General features: G+C 53.6%; 21 protein-coding genes. 19 read left to right on the top strand and 2 right to left on the bottom strand.

Annotated features, from left to right (window positions below):
* Positions 1–8 precede the first annotated feature (8 nt).
* The 19 genes from FE845_RS02440 to flhB all read left to right on the top strand — a co-directional run bounded on the left by FE845_RS02440 (position 9) and on the right by flhB (position 17,381).
* Positions 9–1,457 (top strand): sigma-54-dependent transcriptional regulator, encoded by a 1,449-nt coding sequence (locus FE845_RS02440; RefSeq protein WP_200361584.1) that lies wholly within the window; start codon positions 9–11, stop codon positions 1,455–1,457.
* Positions 1,458–1,869: 412 nt separating this feature from the next.
* Positions 1,870–2,238, top strand: coding sequence for a flagellar hook-basal body complex protein FliE (gene fliE, locus FE845_RS02435; protein ID WP_200361583.1), 369 nt, complete (start codon positions 1,870–1,872; stop codon positions 2,236–2,238).
* A 15-nt stretch (positions 2,239–2,253) separates the two neighbouring features.
* On the top strand, positions 2,254–3,966 hold the full coding sequence (gene fliF, locus FE845_RS02430) for a flagellar basal-body MS-ring/collar protein FliF (protein WP_200361582.1): 1,713 nt from the start codon (positions 2,254–2,256) through the stop codon (positions 3,964–3,966).
* Positions 3,959–5,002, top strand: coding sequence for a flagellar motor switch protein FliG (gene fliG / locus FE845_RS02425; protein ID WP_200361581.1), 1,044 nt, complete (start codon positions 3,959–3,961; stop codon positions 5,000–5,002). Before fliF ends, fliG begins: the two co-directional genes overlap by 8 nt.
* Complete coding sequence (locus FE845_RS02420; RefSeq protein WP_200361580.1) at positions 5,002–5,940, top strand: flagellar assembly protein FliH; 939 nt, start codon at positions 5,002–5,004, stop codon at positions 5,938–5,940. Before fliG ends, FE845_RS02420 begins: the two co-directional genes overlap by 1 nt.
* The gene (fliI, locus tag FE845_RS02415; RefSeq protein ID WP_200361579.1) at positions 5,921–7,321 is read left to right on the top strand and encodes a flagellar protein export ATPase FliI; all 1,401 of its coding nucleotides are present in this window, start codon (positions 5,921–5,923) and stop codon (positions 7,319–7,321) included. The genes FE845_RS02420 and fliI overlap by 20 nt, the downstream gene beginning before the upstream one ends.
* The gene (fliJ, locus tag FE845_RS02410; RefSeq protein WP_200361578.1) at positions 7,321–7,764 is read left to right on the top strand and encodes a flagellar export protein FliJ; all 444 of its coding nucleotides are present in this window, start codon (positions 7,321–7,323) and stop codon (positions 7,762–7,764) included. Before fliI ends, fliJ begins: the two co-directional genes overlap by 1 nt.
* A gap of 124 nt (positions 7,765–7,888) precedes the next feature.
* Positions 7,889–8,194, top strand: coding sequence for an STAS domain-containing protein (locus FE845_RS02405; protein ID WP_200361577.1), 306 nt, complete (start codon positions 7,889–7,891; stop codon positions 8,192–8,194).
* 24 nt (positions 8,195–8,218) lie between these two features.
* Positions 8,219–9,946, top strand: coding sequence for a fused response regulator/phosphatase (locus FE845_RS02400; RefSeq protein ID WP_200361576.1), 1,728 nt, complete (start codon positions 8,219–8,221; stop codon positions 9,944–9,946).
* 35 nt (positions 9,947–9,981) lie between these two features.
* Positions 9,982–10,338 carry an Hpt domain-containing protein gene (locus FE845_RS02395; protein ID WP_200361575.1) on the top strand — a complete coding sequence of 119 codons (357 nt, stop codon included), beginning with the start codon at positions 9,982–9,984 and terminating at the stop codon, positions 10,336–10,338.
* Between the two features lie 133 nt (positions 10,339–10,471).
* A complete protein-coding gene (locus FE845_RS02390; RefSeq protein ID WP_200361574.1) occupies positions 10,472–11,602 on the top strand; it encodes a flagellar hook-length control protein FliK in 1,131 nt (376 codons plus the stop codon).
* A gap of 173 nt (positions 11,603–11,775) precedes the next feature.
* Positions 11,776–12,285 carry a flagellar basal body-associated protein FliL gene (gene fliL / locus FE845_RS02385; RefSeq protein ID WP_200361573.1) on the top strand — a complete coding sequence of 170 codons (510 nt, stop codon included), beginning with the start codon at positions 11,776–11,778 and terminating at the stop codon, positions 12,283–12,285.
* A 135-nt stretch (positions 12,286–12,420) separates the two neighbouring features.
* Positions 12,421–13,419 (top strand): flagellar motor switch protein FliM, encoded by a 999-nt coding sequence (fliM, locus tag FE845_RS02380; protein WP_200361572.1) that lies wholly within the window; start codon positions 12,421–12,423, stop codon positions 13,417–13,419.
* Positions 13,412–13,924, top strand: coding sequence for a flagellar motor switch protein FliN (gene fliN, locus FE845_RS02375; protein WP_200361571.1), 513 nt, complete (start codon positions 13,412–13,414; stop codon positions 13,922–13,924). Before fliM ends, fliN begins: the two co-directional genes overlap by 8 nt.
* Before the next feature lies 1 nt (position 13,925).
* Positions 13,926–14,381 (top strand): flagellar biosynthetic protein FliO, encoded by a 456-nt coding sequence (fliO, locus tag FE845_RS02370; RefSeq protein WP_200361570.1) that lies wholly within the window; start codon positions 13,926–13,928, stop codon positions 14,379–14,381.
* Positions 14,382–14,389: 8 nt separating this feature from the next.
* Complete coding sequence (gene fliP / locus FE845_RS02365) at positions 14,390–15,154, top strand: flagellar type III secretion system pore protein FliP (protein ID WP_200361856.1); 765 nt, start codon at positions 14,390–14,392, stop codon at positions 15,152–15,154.
* A 9-nt stretch (positions 15,155–15,163) separates the two neighbouring features.
* Positions 15,164–15,433, top strand: coding sequence for a flagellar biosynthesis protein FliQ (gene fliQ, locus FE845_RS02360; RefSeq protein ID WP_200361569.1), 270 nt, complete (start codon positions 15,164–15,166; stop codon positions 15,431–15,433).
* Positions 15,434–15,436: 3 nt separating this feature from the next.
* Positions 15,437–16,222, top strand: coding sequence for a flagellar biosynthetic protein FliR (fliR, locus tag FE845_RS02355; protein ID WP_200361568.1), 786 nt, complete (start codon positions 15,437–15,439; stop codon positions 16,220–16,222).
* Positions 16,223–16,244: 22 nt separating this feature from the next.
* Positions 16,245–17,381, top strand: a complete 1,137-nt coding sequence (gene flhB / locus FE845_RS02350; protein ID WP_200361567.1) for a flagellar biosynthesis protein FlhB — start codon at positions 16,245–16,247, stop codon at positions 17,379–17,381.
* 449 nt (positions 17,382–17,830) lie between these two features.
* Here flhB and FE845_RS02345 read toward each other — a convergent pair whose 3' ends face one another.
* Both FE845_RS02345 and upp read right to left on the bottom strand, forming a co-directional pair.
* Positions 17,831–19,087: a uracil-xanthine permease family protein gene (locus FE845_RS02345; RefSeq protein WP_200361566.1), complete on the bottom strand. Its 1,257-nt coding sequence runs from the start codon at positions 19,085–19,087 to the stop codon at positions 17,831–17,833.
* Between the two features lie 2 nt (positions 19,088–19,089).
* Entirely contained in the window at positions 19,090–19,728 is a 639-nt protein-coding gene (gene upp / locus FE845_RS02340) for a uracil phosphoribosyltransferase (protein WP_200361565.1), read from the bottom strand.
* Between the last annotated feature and the right edge of the window lie 165 nt (positions 19,729–19,893).

Below are 19,893 nucleotides of genomic sequence, written 5' to 3'. Positions count from 1 at the left end.
AGGCAACCATGGCCAAGGCCCAGATTCTAATTGTTGAAGATGACCGTGACCTGCGCGAAGCGCTGGTAACCACCTTGGAGCTGGCTAAGTTTCGCGTAAGCGAAGCATCAAACGCTCACGAAGCTTTGGTGCGGCTGGCTGAGTCGCCGGTTGATATGGTTGTCAGTGATGTAAATATGCCCGGGCTTTCCGGTCATGAGCTGCTGGGAGAAGTGCAGCGCTTGTACCCCGGTTTGCCGATGATGCTCATTACAGCCTATGGGCAAATCAGCCACGCTGTTTCTGCCATGCAGTCCGGAGCTGTGGACTATCTTGTAAAGCCGTTTGAACCGAAAGTGTTGGTTGATGCGGTGACCAAAGTGGTGGGCGGTGGCCGCCAGAAATCCGACGATGAGCCTGTGGCTGAAGATCCGGCGAGCAAGCGGATCTTCCAGTTGGCAGCAAAAGTAGCTGGCAGTGATTCTACGGTGATGATTTCTGGTGAAAGCGGTACCGGTAAAGAGGTGCTGGCGCGGTATATCCACCAGCAATCTCCACGGGCGGATCAGCCATTTGTTGCCATAAACTGCGCGGCCATTCCGGAGAATATGCTTGAGGCCATTCTGTTCGGCCACGAAAAAGGTGCCTTTACCGGTGCGGTAGCATCCGCACCCGGTAAGTTTGAGCAGGCCAATGGTGGAACCATACTGCTAGACGAAATTTCGGAAATGGACCCAGGACTTCAATCCAAGCTACTCCGGGTTCTGCAAGAGCGGGAAGTGGAGCGAGTGGGTGGACGTAAAACCATCACATTGGATGTGCGTGTGATTGCCACCACCAACCGTGATCTGGCGGATTTCGTGCAGGAAGGGCGGTTCCGGGAGGATTTGTATTACCGGTTAAGTGTGTTCCCCATGCATTGGCAGCCCCTAAGGGAGCGTCCGCTGGATATTCTGCCCATGGCGAATTCGTTGCTTAAAAAACACTGCCGCAAGATGAAATTGACCGGCATAAGCTTTGCGGCCGATGCCCGCAACGCGCTTGTTCAGCACAGTTGGCCCGGTAACGTGCGGGAACTGGATAATGCTATCCAGCGTTCTCTGGTTTTGCATCAAGGTAATGTGATCCATGCGGCCGACCTGTGCCTCGATATCGGCACCAGCGGACGCTTCGACGGCCATGGCGCAGTGGCTACAAAAGCTATTGTGGAGCCAGTTGCCGCAAACGTGGAAGAACCCTTTACGGCCTATCAGGAGCAGTCTGGTATTGCAGATACGGCACCAGTTGAAGCCGGGTCGTTGGGAGATGATCTACGCCAGCAAGAGTTCCGTATTATTATCCAGACGTTGAAAAACGAACGCGGGCGTCGCAACCGGGCTGCAGAGCAGTTAGGTATAAGCCCGCGGACTTTGAGGTATAAGCTGGCACAGATGCGGGATGCCGGTATCGATTTGGATGCCGAGTTGGCATTGGCATAAGCCGTATTTGCAGTAGTCCTTCGTTAACATTCCCCTTATTAGGCACTCTTACGAGTGCCTTTTTTTGAGCAGTTCTTAGCCTTTCCTGCAGCCTGATCAATTTCGCACCAGTTGCCCGTAGAGCCCTTTCCATGGTGTTGTACGGAGCCTGTCCTAGCTCTGTTAACAATCTTATCCACAGCTATTGTGGGTAACTTCATCAATAGCTGTGTTTCACCATCCTTATCCAACGCTTGCCTTACAGGTTTACTCTGTCAAAACTCTGTCATTGCCACAGTTCAGTTGCCAGAATTAGTTTCTAACTAGTTGTAATTTAACGATAAAAACATTATGGCCTAACCATTGCTTAGTCTTAATGCATACAGTCATACCAGCAAGCCTGCCCTCTGCGGGGTGGTGTCAGGAGAAAGTTATGGTTCAGCGTGCCGACATCAACAGTGTTCTGTCCGATATTCGCTCACTGCGTTCGCAAATGAATCAAAACCAGCGTGTCGAGCAAGATCAATCGGTGCGTGGTCGTATTGACGGACCACGTCAAGTTGACCGGACCCAAGAAACAACCAGCTTTGGCGACATGCTGGGCAAAGCCGTAAACACGGTGAACGAGGTTCAGCAGAATGCCAGTGAGCTACGAACGGCCTACGATATGGGTGATCCCAACGTGGACATTACACGCGTAATGATTGCTGCCCAGAAGTCTTCAGTCTCGTTCGAAGCCTTGACACAGGTGCGTAACCGGGTGGTCAGGGCGTACGAAGACATCATGAATATGCCGATCTGATAACGGAGTCCAGACATGGCCAGCGTTCCTGCAGAAGCCAATACAAGCATGCCAACCACTCAAGGTGGCGACAGCTCCGAGAGCAAAAGCGATCTTTTTCTCGGGTTTAATCGCCTGAACCTGCTACGCCAAGTTGGCCTGATGGTCGGCCTTGCCGCGAGTGTCGCTTTGGGCGTTGCGGTTGTCCTTTGGGCGCAGGAGCCGAATTATCAGCCTGTTGTGGGGGATTTGTCCGCGTACAACCCGCAGGATGTAACCACAATTCTTGACAGCAATGGCATTGATTACAAGATGGATACGCGCACCGGTGCTCTGCTGGTGCCTTCCGATCAGGTTTACAACGCCCGACTTAAGCTGGCTGCAGAGGGTGTAACAGACCAAAAAACCATGGGTTACGAACTGCTGGACAAGGAACGGGGGCTCGGCACCTCTCAGTTCATGGAAACCGTTAGCTATCGTCGGGGCCTTGAGGGCGAACTGGCGCGTACGATTAGCAGCATGCGCGGCGTTCGCGGCGCTCGAGTTCACTTGGCCATTCCGGAGCGTTCCGTTTTCGTACGGGATGCCCGTGACCCCACCGCCTCGGTTTTTCTCGAAGTTTTTGCGGGTCGCCGCCCTGAGCAAGAACAAATTGCCGCCATTGTGAATTTGGTCGCTGGCAGCATCCCCATGATGAACAAAGACCATGTCACCGTTGTTGACCAAAACGGTAACCTGCTGACCGGCAAAGAAAGTCAGGGTGATGGCGAGCGCATGCAGGACCAGTATGAGTATACCTCTCGCTTGGAGGAGCGCCTCACCCGTCGCGTTGCCTCTCTGATTGCGCCCATTGTTGGTGAGGGCCGGTACCGCGCAGAAGTGTCTGCCGATTTGGATTTTTCCTCAGTGGAGCAGGCAGAAGAGCTGTTCAATCCTGAACAACAGGCAGTTCGCAGTGAGCGTGATCTAACAGAACAGCGTGTTGCAGGCTTTAATGGCGGAGTTCCCGGAGCCTTATCGAATCAACCTCCTGCCAATGCCACAGTGCCAGAACAAGTCGGTGCAAACGCGCAAGCGGATGGTGCCGAGGGCGCAACGCCAGCGCCACCGGTGAACGTGCGTAAAGAGTCCACCCGTAACTATGAAATGGATCGCACGGTTAGCTATACCCGTCAAGAGTTAGGGCGTGTACGGCGGGTGACGGTTGCACTTGCCGTTGACGATATGAAAGTTGTGAATCCCGATACCGGCGAAGTGACTTACGAGCCTTGGCCTGAGCAGGAACTGCAACGCCTGAGCATGCTCGTGAGGGATGCCGTAGGTTATTCCGCTTCACGGGGCGACAGCGTAACCGTGATGAATACCGCCTTTGCACCGGAGGAAGCCTATGAGTTTGAAACTCCGGGTTTCTGGGAGCAACCTTGGTTTTGGGATTTAATGAAACAGGTTCTGGCTGGGTTGGTGATTCTGGTTCTGGTGCTGGGTTTGCTGAGACCGACACTCAAAAGCTTGTCGGGCGGCGGTCGGCGAGATCGGGACGATGAAGCAGGTCCGAATGGTTACGGGGATTATGATGACGCTGGCAGTGACGATGCGTTGCGCCAAGCGATGACCGCTCAGGACGATCTACTTTTGCCCGGAGCCACAGACAGCTATGATAGACAGTTGAATGCTCTTAAAGGCCTGATTGCCGAAGACCCGGCGAGGGTTTCTCAGGTATTGCGCCAGTGGGTGAATGTTGATGACTGATCAATCTGGACCGTCAGGTAGCGATGCGCCGCAAGCACCGCAACGGAAAATTCCGCGAGTAGAGCAGGCAGCTATTCTGCTGATGTCTTTGGGTGAAGCAGACGCTGCCGAGGTGCTCAAGCACATGGGCCCAAAAGAGGTTCAGCGGGTGGGTGTTGCCATGGCCCAAATGAGAGACGTAAGCAAAGGCGACGTAAGCTACGTATTGAACCAGTTTGTGGACGCTGTGGGTGGCCAAACCGGCTTGGGCGTTGGCAATGATGATTATATTCGCGCCATGCTGACTCAAGCACTGGGCGACGATAAAGCAGCAAGCTTGATTGACCGCATTCTCATTGGTGGCAATACCACAGGCCTAGACACGCTTAAGTGGATGGAGCCTAGAGCCGTTGGCGACATTATCCGCTACGAGCACCCGCAAATTCAGGCCATTGTTATCTCCTATCTGGACCCCGATCAGGCTGCGGAAATTCTCGCCACACTGGATGATAAGGTGCGTCTGGATGTAATGATGCGGGTCGCTTCATTGGAAAGTATTCAGCCTCAGGCCCTGCAAGAGCTTAACGATATTCTGGAGAAACAGTTCTCTGGCGGTTCGGCGGCTCAAACTAGCCGAATCGGTGGCATAAAACGCGCTGCGGATATTATGAACTTTATGGATCGCAGCATTGAGGGCAATCTGCTCGACTCCATTAAAGATATGGACCCGGATCTTGCCACCACCATCGAAGACCTCATGTTTGTATTCGATAACCTCAAAGATATTGATGACCGTGGTATTCAGGCCTTGCTGCGTGAGGTGTCGTCGGAAGTTCTGGTTGTTGCTCTGAAGGGAGCTGATGACGCCGTGCAGGAGAAGATCTTCAAGAACATGTCCAAGCGAGCGGCGGAATTGCTGCAGGACGATTTGGAAGCCAAAGGCCCAGTGCGGGTGAGCGAAGTGGAATCTGCTCAGAAAGACATTATTACCATTGCCCGTCGCATGGCTGAGGCAGGTGAAATTACCCTCGGCGGTGCCGGTGAAGAAATGATGTGATGAAAGACTCCACCAAAGATCTCAGCCGCATTCCCAAAGAGGAACTGACCGCCTACGAGCGTTGGGAGCTTCCCCTACTGGATGCCCGTGGCAATGAGGTTGCACGTGAGGAAGAGCGCGATGTCAAACCTTTGACAGCCGCGGATATCGACGAAATTCGGCAGGCTGCCCACGAAGATGGCTTCAACGAGGGCAAAGATCAGGGGATAAAGGAAGGCCATGCGGAAGGCTACGAACAAGGCCATAAAGAAGGCTTGGAAGCTGGCCTCGCAGAGGGTAAAGAGCGCGGGCACAGTGAAGGATACGACGAGACCCGCACCGAAGTCAGTGCCAGCCTTGAGCGCTTGGAGCAGTTGTTAGGCGAGCTTCTGGCGCCGATTAGCCGCCATCAGGACGAGCTTGAAACCTCTCTGTTAAACCTTACGATGGTACTCGCCCGTGCCGTTGTATACCGCGAGCTCACTATTGACTCTTCCCAGATACGGCAGGTTGTGCGCCGAGCGGTGGAGGCCTTGCCCTCTACCGCAGAGAATACACGCATATATGTTCATCCCGATGACTACAGCTCGGTTCTTGAAGTGGCAGAGCGTTTCGAGGCAGCGGCCTCGGTTGTGGAAGACGACAAGGTGCTGCCCGGTGGCTGTCGGGTTGAAACTCGCAACAGCCTTGTAGATTTCACCGTTGAAAAGCGCTTCCAGCGCGCAGTTCAAAGTATGCTGGAACAACAGACAAACGATAGCGAAAGCAGCGAGCCGGAAGAGTTGGGCGCCCTAATGGACGACCTGACAGATTTTCAAAGGGACGTGCTGAGCTCACCGGAGCCCTCGGCACCTGAAGACTCTGTTGAAGAGGTGCCCAGCGACCACAGTCCCTCTGAAGCCAGGCCTCCTGAAGACCCTCCAGCCGAAGGAAAGCCCGATGACATCCTCCCTGGCTGACCGTCTCGATCGATATCAAACTTATCTTCGTGCCGACCCCGAGCCTGAGCTTTCAGGTCGTTTAACCAGAATGGTTGGGCTAACGCTGGAATGCGTTGGCTGCCCTATGGTGGTGGGCGACCGCTGCGTAATTAAAGGCGAGGGAGCAGGAACCGTAGAAGCCGAAGTGGTGGGGTTTGAGGACGATAAGGTCTATCTCATGCCCCTAACGGCTATCGAAGGCTTGAAGCCGGGTGCAAGAGTGGTTCCACTTTCCGCTGCCAGTCGCGTTCCCGTCGGGCCGCTAATGCTTGGTCGTGTGGTTGATGGCAGCGGTGAGCCTCTTGATGGTAAAGGGCCACTTCAAGCTGAGGCCCGGGTTCCCCTTACCGGCGAAATCATCAACCCGCTTAACAGGGCACCCGTGCGGCAGTCCATGGATGTGGGTATCCGCGCGATCAACGCTTTGCTAACCGTCGGTCAGGGCCAGCGTTTGGGCCTGTTTGCGGGCAGCGGCGTGGGTAAAAGTATGCTGCTGGGCATGATGACCCGGTTTACCGATGCCGATATTACTGTTGTGGGCCTGATTGGTGAGCGAGGCCGGGAAGTTAAAGAGTTTATTGAAGATATTCTGGGTGAGGAAGGTCTAGCGAGATCGGTGGTCGTGGCCTCACCGGCCGATGACTCGCCCTTGATGCGATTGCGAGCGGCCATGCTGACGACGCGGATTGCAGAATATTATCGCGACAAAGGCAAACGCGTGCTTTTGTTGATGGATTCGCTCACCCGATACGCCCAAGCCCAGCGCGAAATTGCGCTAGCCGTTGGTGAGCCCCCAGCGACCAAAGGTTACCCGCCCTCTGTCTTCGCCAAGCTGCCCCAATTGGTTGAGCGCACGGGCAATGGACTACCCGGGGGCGGCTCCATTACCGCGTTCTATACCGTGCTCACAGAGGGTGACGATCAGCAGGATCCCATCGCCGATGCCGCCAGAGCGATACTCGATGGCCACATTGTGCTGTCCCGGCGCCTGGCAGAAGAAGGGCACTACCCGGCCATCGACGTTGAAGCGTCCATCAGTCGGGTTATGCCGCAGGTAACACAAACCGAGCATTTTGCCCGGTCCCAGAGATTCAAGCAAGTTTACTCGCGTTATCAGCAAGCACGGGATTTGATTAGCGTTGGGGCTTACGTTAAGGGCTCCGATCCGGAAACCGACTTCGCTATTGCCCACATAAGCAACATGCGTCAGTTCTTGCAACAGGGATTGAACGAGCGAGCATCACTGAGTGATAGCATTGAGGGGCTGTTGGCGGTGGTGCCAGAGAGGCGCTCACCGGATCGCCGTAAATCCGCCGTTCCTGATCCTGCGGCTGCCAACGCCAACCGGAGTGGTAATTGATGTTACGTTCCCAACGCTTGGTAGTTGTGCTTGCTTTGGAAGAGCGAAAAGAGAAAGAAGCTCTGGAGAAGATGAGCAAAGCCCGGGAACTGGTGGAGCAACACAGCGAACAGGTTGCAAACCTCAATCGTTACCAGCAGGAATACCGGGATCAGATCCGCAACAGCCAGCAGGGCGTGGTACAGGTAAGTCGATTACAGGCTTGGCAGGCATTCATTGCCCAGCTGGATCAAGTTATTTTGCAGCAACAGAAGCAGCTTGATCAGGCCGAGGCGGTTTTTGAGGCTCGTCGGCAAGAGTGGCAGCAAGCTTGGGAGCGACGTCGAGGTATGGAAAAGTACATTGAAACCTGCCGTCAACAAGAGCTCAGAGAGCAGGATTCGCAAGAGCAAAAACTCGCCGACGAAGCTGCTGGCCGTGCCTTTGCGCGACGCCGTCGCTAAAGGATGAGCTGAATCAACTCTCACTCCATGCAATCTGGCTGCACTGGGCTATGATTATACAATCATAGGCCGCCAGAAACGCGGCGCTCGGATGTTTCAGAGAATATCACCGGAGGTTTTGCGGATGCCGATCCAGACCCGCCGCAGTCACGACGGTCAGTGCCTAATTATTGAAATAGAAGGGCGCTTTGACTTCAGCACCCATCAGGCTTTTCGAGACGCCTACGAACACAGCGGTGCAAATGTGAGCAACTACATTGTCGATTTATCGGAAGCGACCTATCTTGATAGCTCTGCGCTGGGCATGCTGCTTTTGCTCAGGGATCATGCTGGTGGCGACAATGCCAAAATTGCTATCGAAAACTGCAACAACGATGTCCGCAAGATTCTAACCATTTCCAATTTTGAGCAATTGTTCACCATTCGGTGATTGCCCGGGCCACTGGAACACCTCATGGATGAGTCTGCTGCCGAAAATGTCCCCCTCAACATTCTTATTGCAGACGACAGCGACAGTGACCGCCTCATATTAAAAGCCTTGCTGAAGCGCCTTGGCCATCAGGTGTTGGATGCCGCTAATGGCCATGAAGCAGTGCTGCACTTTCAACAGGGCGCCCCGGATATTGTTTTGCTGGACGCTCTCATGCCCGCAATGGACGGCATGGAGGCAGCCCGGCAAATCAAACGGCTTGCCGGTGAGCGTTTTGTGCCGGTGATCTTTGTGACCTCCCTGTCTGAACCCGAAGATTTAGCGGGATGTCTTGAAGCGGGAGGGGACGGCTTTCTAAGCAAACCCTACAACCGGTTGATGATCAAGGCCAAGATCAATGCCTTTAACCGAATGCGACTCATGCACCAAGCTCTGTCAGACCAACGGGACCTGACGCACGAGCGGAACAGGCAACTGCTGGAAGAGCAGCATGTTGCCCGGCGGGTGTTCGACAATGTCGCCCACACCGGGTGTTTGGACGCCGCCAATATTCGCTATCACGCTTCTCCTTTATCCATATTCAGTGGCGATGTGCTTTTTGCTTCCCCCCGACCTGCGGGCGGAATGCTTATCTTTACCGGAGATTTTACCGGCCATGGATTGCCCGCTGCGATCGGCGCTATGCCTATTGCCGAGAGCTTTTATGGTATGGCCAGCAAGGGTTTTGATGGCTCCGATATACTCAGAGAAATTAACCAGAAACTTGTGCGCATACTGCCAAAAGACATGTTCTGTTGCGGTGTTATGGTGGAGGTGGATTTTGCGCACAACCAGTTAAACATCTGGAATGGCGGGCTACCTGATATATGGCTGATACGCTCGACCATGGAGCAGTATGCTTTGCCTTCCCGGCACTTGCCGCTCGGAATTTTGAGCGCTAATCAGTTCAACGCTGAAATGGAAGCTGTTAGGTCTCGGCCCGGTGATCGCTTGTTGTTGATGACTGACGGTGTTCTGGAGTGTGCCAACCGCGAAGGCCAGCTCTTTGGTGAGCAAGGTGTTCGCCATGCTATTGAAAGCACAAGCGCCGACAGCCATCCCTTTGATGTCTTAATGGGTGCAATCAAACAGTTTACCGGTCAGCAAAAGTTTGGTGACGACCTTACACTTTGCTGTGTAGAAATGGTGGAAGAGGCTGGCCAAACAACGTTAACAGAGGAGGTCGGGCTTTCTACTCTCGCCGGGCCTTCGCAGTGGCATTGTGACTATGAAATCCGCGAGAACACGCTAGGGGAATTCAATCCTCTGCCTCTCTTGCTGCATATATGCATGGAAGTGCCGGGGCTGCGGCGCAAAAGCGGGGAAGTCTATACCCTACTGTCAGAGCTTTACAACAATGCGCTGGAGCATGGTGTGCTTCGACTGCCTTCAGATTGGAAATACACCCCGGAAGGTTTTGAGCGCTATTATTCCGAACGTTCCGAGCGGCTGAACAGAGTGAGCGGTCACTATATCCGGTTCAGTTTCCAGCACGATCTAATGCCTTCCGGCGGGCGCCTTCGCGTTGTTTGTGAAGATAGCGGTCAGGGATTCGATTTTCACAGCCATCCGGTTTTACAATCCACGGATATGGCCCAGAGCGGGCCCCGCTATGGTGGCCGGGGCTTGGCTTTGTTAATGCGACTGGCAGAATCTATACGGTTTCATGGGAAAGGGAACCGGGTAGAAGTTATTTACGATTGGTTTATTTAATCACCACGTTTTTATTGGAAACAAGGGAGTCGGTCATGGCTGATTTACCACACCTTGATGAAGAGGCTTTAGCAGAGCTTCAAGATGTAATGGAAGATGAGTTTGCAACCTTGATTCGCACTTATCTCAATGATTCGAAAGAGCGAATTACTAGCCTAAAATCTGCCATGAAGCACCGGGATGCGGATGCGTTCGCGAAGACGGCTCACAGCTTCAAAGGTAGCAGCATCAATATCGGAGCGCCGCACCTTGGGGAGCTATGCCGACAGATCGAGAAAGTAGGTCTGGAAGAGCGCTTAAGTGATGCACCGCCGTTGTTAAGCGCTATAGATGCAGAGTTCCAGCAGGTTACAGCTGCCCTGGAAACTTTGATGGCGGGAAGCGCTGAATAGGCATTAGAGGCAACGATGGGTTCTGGGATGTCTTGCTGGCATCGCTTTTGCTTCAGTTAGGAAAAGCGCCTGATGATCCACACAAAAATGGCTGAATCAGGCACCTACGGATTAAAAGCGGCAAGAGGTTGCCATGACTCAAATGGTTCTCCCCCAGACCCCCGCGCCGGGGATACAGAAAGATGCTGGCGCGCAGAAAGCCAGCTCGGATCGCGACAGTGGCGCCGGTGAAAGCCGATATGAATCCGTATCTCGTGCTGAACAAAGGCGCCTCGATCGCCAACAGTCCGGGCGGAGCGATGCGCCCGATAATGCTCGCAACAATAACGCAAAATCCTCTGGAAACGGCGAGGGCGCCCAGAAGGTAAGCAAGACCGATTCGAAAAAGGCAGTCGGCGAAAGCAAAGTAGCTGATAAAGAGAATTCGGAAGCGGTGCCAAACACATCGCCGGATATGGAAACGAACGCAGCAGCGCTGACATTTGCCGAACTACAAGCACTGCTACTTCCGGGTGGTGGGCTACCAGATAATGCTGCGGCGAGTGGACCGGCCTCTATAAAGGGGAGTGAGCTGTTTGCTGGTTTGGCAGGGGGGAAGTCAGGGCAGGCTGTGTCTGGCAGCAGCGGTAGTCTGGTGACTGCGCTGCAATTAACCGAAGCATTGATTCCTGCGGGCGGAGACAAAGCCAGTGCCATGGACCCGGCCAGCCTACTAACCGGCAATCGGTTTGAGTCTGCGATGGAACTGGTTGCCCAACAAAACGCCAATAACGCCACTGGCAAGTTGGCGGCAGAAGCACAGGCACCCCTGCGGAGTTATGCAACATCGGTTGATGTGCCCGTAAACCACGCAGAGTGGGGGGATAAACTGATGGGTAAGCTGAGTTGGCTCACAGCCAAAAACCTGTCGGTTGCCGAGATTCACTTAACACCGCCAGATATGGGGCCCATGGAGGTTCGTGTTCGGGTGCAAAATGACCAGGCGAATATTACCGTGCATTCGGCGAATCCCGTGGTAAGAGAACAGTTGGAACTGCACTCGCACAGGCTGCGCGACATGCTGGGTGAGCAGGGGCTTGATCTGGCACAATTCGACGTTTCGGATAATTCCCGAAACCAGTCCGGACAGCAGGATTCAGATGAAGGAGACGACTCATCTGCCGGCTCTGGTTCAGTGCTTTCAGCTGCGGAAGGCACCAGTGAAGACATGCAAACTGATAATCTGGACCTAAGCTGGAAAGGCGCCGTTGATATTTTTGCTTGAAAGCCCACCCCTTATACTCAGCGTGAGGCGTCAAACCACTTTGCCCATCTCTCCTTGCAAGGCTAAACTGCGGTTCTGAGTGGAGGGTTGGGGCTTATGGCCCGCCCTTTGCAGACCTTGTATAAAAGTCATCGAAACGAACGTTCATTGACGGATTTTTGGCGAAAAACACTATGGCAGAAAACAGCGCAGCTGCGGTACCACCGGCCAAAAAAGGCAAACTAAAACTCATCATACTGCTGGTTGTGGTGGTGATTCTTGCGATTGCCTTGTCGGTTGCAGGAACCTTGTGGTTCCTCGGCGGTGGCTTACCCGGTATGGGCGACGACACGAAAGCTGAAGCCAGTGTTGCAGAGGAAACCTTCAGCCCCAGTGTTTATCTTGCCATCGAGAAAGCACTCGTAACGACAGTGCAGGGCGAGGGGCGCCAACGCTACGCTCAGGCTTATGTGGCTCTGGAGGCAGACGACCCGCAGGCACTGACGGCAGCACAGCTGCACTTACCGCTGATTCGTAGCCAGCTTGTTATGGTGCTTGGCAACAGCAGTTTTACAGAGCTGCAAACGCCAGAAGGCAGGCAGAATTTGGCGGCGAATATGCTGGTTACGGTGAATGAGGTACTGAAGCAAGAAGGGGAGCCTGCTGTCAGCAAGGTACTGTTCAGGAACTTTGTCGTTCAATAGATGTTTCGTTTAGGAGCGCGACGGCCAGAGCGTTACAGAGCAGGCCAAGCCAGACCAAAAAAAGCATTTTAGGCTAGTGCAAACAGAGCAACAGAGCCCGCACGCGGGTAAGGCTTTTCAGCGGCAGGACATGGTATGCAGGATTTACTGTCACAGGATGAAATTGATGCGCTCCTTCATGGCGTAGATGATGGTGACATTGATACCCATGAAGAAACCGACGAGGTTGGCGTAAAGTCATACGATCTTGCCAGCCAAGACCGTATTGTACGGGGCCGGATGCCCACGCTGGAAATGATCAACGAACGCTTCGCCCGTTATACCCGAATCAGCTTGTTCAACCTCTTGCGCCGCAACGCAGACGTTTCTACCGGCGGCGTTCAAATCATGAAGTTTGGTGAATACATACACACACTTTATGTGCCAACCAGTTTGAACCTCTGCAAAGTGCGCCCCTTGCGGGGCACATCCTTGTTTGTTCTGGATGCCAAGTTGGTGTTCAAGTTGGTTGATAACTTTTTTGGCGGTGAGGGTCGGCACGCAAAAATCGAAGGCCGGGAGTTTACCCCCACGGAAAACCGCATTGTGCAGATGGTGCTCAATCAGGTTTTCACGGACATGCAGGAAGCCTGGCAGGCAGTTATCAAAATAAACTTTGAATACCTCAATTCCGAGGTGAACCCCGCCATGGCCAATATCGTGAGCCCGAGCGAAGTGGTGGTGGTCAGCACTTTCCACATTGAACTCGATGGCGGTGGTGGCGAGCTGCACTTTGCTTTGCCCTATTCCATGATTGAGCCCATCCGTGATGTATTGGACGCTGGCGTTCAAAGCGACGTTGACGATATCGATGAGCGCTGGGTTGGTGCCCTACAGGAAGACATTAAAGAAGTTGAGGTACCGGTAAATACGACGGTGTGTAGGCGTAGAATTTCATTGCGGGAAATCGCCAAGTTAAAAGCTGGCGATATTATTCCGGTGGAAGTGCCTGACTATTTGACGGTAACCGCCAATGGCATTCCTATTTATAAAGCAACCATGGGAACCCGAGACGGAAAACTGGCGCTGAGAATTCATGAGCGGGCAACACGCCCCAAGGTAAAAAAACAACTGAAGGTAGAACGCAATGGCTGACGACAAGAAAGACGGTCAGGAGCTGAGCGAGGACGAAAAGCTGGCAGCCGAATGGGAAGCGGCCATGGAAGAGTCCGGCGATGAAGGCTCTGAAAAGTCGCTGGATGATGAATGGTCTCAGGCTATGGAAGAGGCCGGTGAAACCGGTGACAGTGCGGATGAGAGCGAAGATAGTGGAGTGCGTGCTGCACCCATGGAAGAGTTTGACGAAGGCACCATGGCGGCTCATGGTAGCGGGACACCACCCGATCTGGATGTGATTCTGGACATTCCTGTTAGCATCTCCATGGAGGTCGGGAATACCCAAATACCCATCCGTAACCTGCTGCAATTGAACCAAGGCTCGGTCATTGAGCTGGACCGGCTTGCCGGCGAGCCATTGGATGTGTTGGTGAACGGCACACTCATAGCCCACGGCGAAGTTGTTATGGTTAACGAGAAGTTCGGTATCCGCCTGACCGACGTGATCAGCCCGGGCGAACGCATCAAGCGGCTGCAAAAATAATATGTGGATAAAAACGGCAGTTGTGCCGCTGTTCCTGTTGGCCGCACCTGCCACTGCAGAAGAAACTGCCAAGGCCGCACAGAGTGCACCGGCAAAAATGGCAGGCAACGCGCCGGATACCTTGGGCACACTGCTTAGCCTCGGCGTTGGTTTGCTGGCGGTTATTGCGATTATCTACGGCTGCGCCTGGATTATTCGGCGAATGAACGGCATGACCGGAATGAACAATAATGCCATCAAGGTAGTCTCCGTGATGGCCATTGGAGCCCGAGAACGTATTGCCTTGATTGAAGTGGGCGGTCAGCAAATTCTGTTGGGCATTACCCCCTCGGCCATACGTACGCTGCAAGTCTTTGAAGAGCCGGTGGTTAAAGCAGGTAACCCGAACTCCGGAGATTTTGCCAAACGCTTGCAAGGCATAATCGGTAAATCCTGGACGGCTCCGAATAAGGAATGATTAGCCCTATGATGGTGGCCACACTCAAACGACTCGCTCCGCCTTTTATCGTGCTCGCAGGCTTATTCTGGGCGCCGCTCGCGTTTGCAGACTTGCCCGGTATTCCGGCGTTTACAGTTCAGCCCGGTGAGGGCGAGGGTGTTGAGGAATACACGGTAACCCTGCAGATTTTGGCGTTGATGACCGCGCTGACCTTTCTGCCCGCTATGTTGATGATGATGACCTCCTTCACTCGCATCATCGTGGTATTTGCCATTCTGCGTCAGGCGCTGGGCTTGCAGGCCACGCCTTCAAACCAGATACTGCTTGGCTTGGCTTTGTTTCTCAGTATTTTCATCATGAAGCCGGTGCTGGAAGAAGCCAACCGCGTTGGTTTACAGCCGTATCTACAAGAAGAAGTCACGTCTTTGGAAGCTGTTGAGCTTGCCAGCGCCCCCTTCAAGGAATTTATGTTGGGGCAGACACGTGAAGACGATCTTGCCCTGTTCATGCGGATTGCAGACGTTGAGTACGATACTGCTCAGGATGTCTCTTTCTGGATATTGATGCCCGCCTTCGTAACCAGCGAGCTTAAAACCGCGTTTCAAATAGGGTTTATTCTGTTTATTCCGTTTTTGGTTCTCGACATGGTTGTTGCCAGTGTATTGATGGCGATGGGTATGATGATGCTGTCGCCTATTATTATCTCGTTGCCGTTTAAGATTATGCTGTTTGTGCTGGTAGATGGCTGGGCCTTAATCATGGGTACACTCGCTGCCAGTTATGGGATATAGGAGGAATATATGACTCCGGAAACCGTTATCGACATAGTGCGCGAAGCGCTGTGGATGATCGTGCTTTTTGCCTCCGTCATTATCGGGCCGGGGTTGGTGATTGGTTTGGTGGTGAGTACATTCCAAGCGGCCACCCAAATTAACGAGCAAACCTTGAGCTTTCTTCCAAGGCTACTGGTAACGCTTATCGTGATCATAGCTTTGGGGCCCTGGCTGCTGACCAAGTTGTTGGATCACGCACACCGGCTGATATCCAGCATTCCTTACCTGATTGGCTGAGCCATGACTCCCATGGAACTCAGCGCTGACTTGCTCGGCCAGTGGGTAGGGCAGCACCTTTGGCCGCTCTTCCGCTTGGCCAGCTTTTTGATGGTTATCCCCATTTTTGGTACCCAGCTGGTTCCCGCCAGAGTGCGGTTGGGGCTTGCGCTGTTAATGACTATTTTGATCGTGCCGATGATTCCGGAAGTGCCGCGGGTTGAAGCTCTCAGTGCGGATGCGGTCGTAATTACTCTTCAGCAAATCCTGATCGGCGTAGGTATGGGGTTTGCTTTAACTGCGCTCTGGCAACTGTTCGTAGTTGCTGGCCAAATGATTGCCATGCAGATGGGCTTGGGCTTCGCCTCGATGGTTGACCCCGCCAATGGCGTTAACGTGCCGGTATTAGCGCAGATCTACACTATTACTATTACTTTGCTGTTCCTCGCCATGAATGGGCACCTTGTGGCGTTCGAAGTCTTCATTGAGAGTTTCCGAACCATGCCTATAGGAATGGAAGGCCTTGGTCAGGTGGGTGTGTGGGAACTTGCTCACAGAATAAGTTGGATGTTCGCTTCTGCCATGCTGTTGGCATTGCCAGCGGTAACGGCGGTATTGATCGTAAGCATTTCCTTTGGCGTGATGACTCGCGCCGCACCCCAGATGAACATCTTTGCCCTTGGTTTTCCGATTGGCCTGATTTTTGGATTGTTTGCTATTTGGGTGCTGCACGCCAACTTTCTGCCGCACTTTCAAGAATACACCCAGCAAACGTTTGAATTTATGCGGGGCCTTCAAGGGCAACCCTAACGAAAAGGCCAAGAGCTAAAACATGGCTGAAGAAAACGACAACAGTCAGGAAAAAACCGAAGAGGCCACCCCCCGAAGGCTAGAAAAAGCCAAGGAGGATGGCCAGACTGCGCGCTCAAAAGAGCTGGCTACTATGGCTGTTTTGATTGCTGGCGCTGGCGGTTTGTTAATCTTCGGAACGCATCTGGGTGCCACGCTAGAAGCTATCATGCGCGACGCTTTCACGCTGGAGCGCTCTGCCATATTCGACACTCGGCACATGAGTGTGCAGTTGATAGCCTCCGCAAAAGCTGCCGCTTGGGCGCTTTCTCCCATTCTCCTGCTCCTACTCATCGCCGCGATTGCAGGCTCTATTGGCATTGGTGGTTTGCTATTCAGCGGTAAAGCCATAGCCCCCAAGCTAAACCGCATGGACCCTATCAAAGGCTTGGGTCGGATGTTCTCTGCGCGCTCTTTGATCGAGTTGGTTAAAGCCATTGCAAAAGTGGGTTTGGTGATGGCTCTGGCGGTTCTCATATTGGACGTTCGCACGGAAGATCTACTCTCCATCGCCAACGAGCCCGCCGTGCCAGCCATGGAGCACGTGCTATGGACCTTGGGCTGGAGCTTTTTCTTGCTTTCCTGTGCCACCATCATCATTGCCATTATCGATGTGCCGTTCCAGATTTTTGATCATCAGAAAAAGCTGAGAATGACCAAGCAGGAAGTCAAAGACGAATACAAGGATTCGGAAGGCAAGCCTGAGGTTAAGGGTAAAATCCGCCAGCTCCAACGCGAAATGGCCCAGCGCCGTATGATGCAGGATGTGCCAACGGCGGATGTGGTGATCACCAACCCGACTCACTATGCTGTGGCGTTAAAATACGATCCGGATTCTATGGGCGCGCCAATGGTTGTGGCAAAGGGCAATGACCAGACGGCTTTCAAAATCATGGAGATTGCCCGCGAGCACAAGGTCGAGATTCTGCGCACGCCGCCGTTAACCCGCGCGGTGTATCACAACAGCGACATAGGCGACGAAATCCCCGATGGCCTGTACATGGCCATCGCTCAGGTTCTGGCTTATGTGTTCCAGCTCCGGCAATTCCGTAAGGGACGTGGGCCTAAGCCTGGTATGCCTGACCTTCCGATTCCTTCTGATTTGCGGCGTGATATCTGAGTTGGGCTTCCAGCATTATAGTTTTGTGGCAGAGCAGCAGTGGTGGGGCTGTTCAGGACACGCTACTAGCCCATCCCTGGGCGCTTGACGGTGGCCGTCCTTGGCCACCGACAGTCCTGAACAGCCCCACCACTGCTGCTTCTTAAACATCGCGATATCGCTGGCAAGAAAACACATTAATATGATTTCGATTGTATTATTTCGATCGAGCTACGTTGAGGTATCCGAAAAGTTGGATAGCCTGCGGGTGAGTGCCCCTCCCAAAAATGTCGTAGGCCAAGGATGGCCGGAGACAAGCGCACATGGATGTGCTCGTAGCGGTTTTTGGGAGGGGCACTCACCCGTAGGCACACATTTAAGTCGGCAGGCTTAGTAAAAGAGGGGCAGTGCAAAGAAGAGATCACCACCAGTGCCAGAAGGCACCAGTGGCGCAATAACTAACGTTGAGATCAGTTCTCTTTGTGCTCGTAAATAGCCTTACCCCAGGCTTCGCGGCTACCCGGAAGAATCAGGTTCAGGATGATGGCCGCCACCGCACATAAGGCGATACCTTCAAGGTGGCCCAGCACCATGCCGCCGATGCCGAATACCAGTGTGACACCCACGATAACCAGATTCCGCGATTGGGAAAGATCAACCTGATGACGGATTAGCGTGCTCATACCCACCACCGCAATGGAGCCAAACAGCAGGCACAGAATGCCGCCCATCACCGGCACCGGAATCGTTTGCAGAACCGCACCAAACTTGCCTACAAACGCCAAAACGATGGCAGTGCAGGCCGCCCACCACATAACCTTCGGGTTAAAATTGCGGGTCAGCATCACCGCGCCGGTCACTTCGGAGTAAGTGGTGTTCGGTGGCCCGCCCAACAGAGCCGCGGCACTAGTGGCCAAGCCGTCGCCTAGCAGTGTGCGGTGCAAACCGGGCTTTTCGAGGTAGTTTTTTCGGGTCACATTGCCAATCGCCAGAATATCGCCAATGTGTTCAATGGCCGGGGCAATGGCAACCGGGATCATGAACAGAATGGCGCCCCAGCTGAACGCAGGTGCTACAAAGTTAGGAACCGCAAGCCAAGGTGCCTGCTGGATAGGTGTTGTATCAACTACGCCTGCAAACGCAGAAAGCACATACCCAACAATCACGCCAAACATGATAGGGATCAGCCGGAAGATGCCCTTGGACCATACCGATGCAACAATCGTCACAGCAAGCGAGATCATAGCAATCCAAAGAGCGGTAACCTGTGGGATCAGCTGAACGGCGCCATCGCCTGTGCGGCCAGAAGCCATGTGCACAGCAACCGGGGCCAACCCAAGACCGATCACCATAATGACCGGGCCAATGACCACGGGGGGCAGCAGGCGAGTTACAAAGCCGGTGCCACGGAGTTTTATCGCACCGCTGAGAAGAACATAAAGAATGCCCGCCGCCATCAGACCGCCTAGAGTTTCCTCAAGACCGAATTTGCCCTTGGAAGCAATTACCGGTGCGATAAATGCGAAAGACGAGGCGAGAAAGATCGGGATCTGGCCGCCGGTCACAATATGGAAAATAAGTGTGCCAAGGCCTGCGGTGAAGAGAGCAACGTTCGGATCAAGGCCGGTGATCAAGGGCATCAGCACCAAGGCGCCGAAGGCTACAAGTAGCATTTGGGAGCCGGCGATAGCCTGCTTCCAGATCGAATCTGTAGTGTGATCTTGCATGATCAGTTGTCCTTTTGCTTGGTGCCGAAGATTTTGTCACCGGCATCGCCAAGCCCGGGCAGGATGTAGCCCTTCTCGTTCAGGCCGTCGTCCACAGACGCAGTGTAAATGGAAACGTCCGGGTGCTTGTCCAGAACATTTTTAATACCTTCCGGTGCAGCAACCAGGACCAACGCGCGAATCTCGGTACTTCCGGCTTTCTTAAGCACATCGATAGTGGAAATCATTGAGCCGCCGGTCGCAACCATAGGGTCAACAATCAGAGCCATACGCTGATCCAGCTCACCCACCAGCTTTTCCAAATAGGTATTGGCTTCCAGCGTTTCTTCGTTTCGAATCTGGCCCACCACACTTACCCGTGCCACCGGGATTAGGCTAAGAACGCCATCCAGCATGCCGAGCCCGGCCCGTAAAATAGGGACGATAGTGATTTTCTTGCCTTGGATTTGCTCCACGCTGACCGGCCCTGCCCATCCCTCAATGGTTTTTTCCTGCAGGCTGAAATCCTTGGTGGCTTCATAGGTCAGCAAAGCACCGACTTCCTGTGCCAGCTCACGAAAATTTTTAGTGCTGATCTCGGCGCGACGCATCAAGCCGAGTTTGTGTCTGATCAGGGGGTGTCTTACCTCGTGGACTGGCATGGGCTCACCTGTTTTATGGGTCTGGGTTTGAGGGGCAATGTCGCGATTAAGTGGCGCAAGGATACCGCATCTTACAAGGTGAGTCAGGCACCTAAAGCCACCTGCCAAGTGAAAATTTGAACGCGCTGGTATGGATCTTGCGGTAACAGGGTTAAAGATACTTTG

This window comes from Marinobacter sp. 1-4A, from assembly GCF_016597725.1.
Classification (GTDB): Bacteria; Pseudomonadota; Gammaproteobacteria; order Pseudomonadales; family Oleiphilaceae; genus Marinobacter.
Note: the sequence above shows the minus strand (reverse complement) of the source record. Positions and strands in the feature narration are given on the sequence as shown.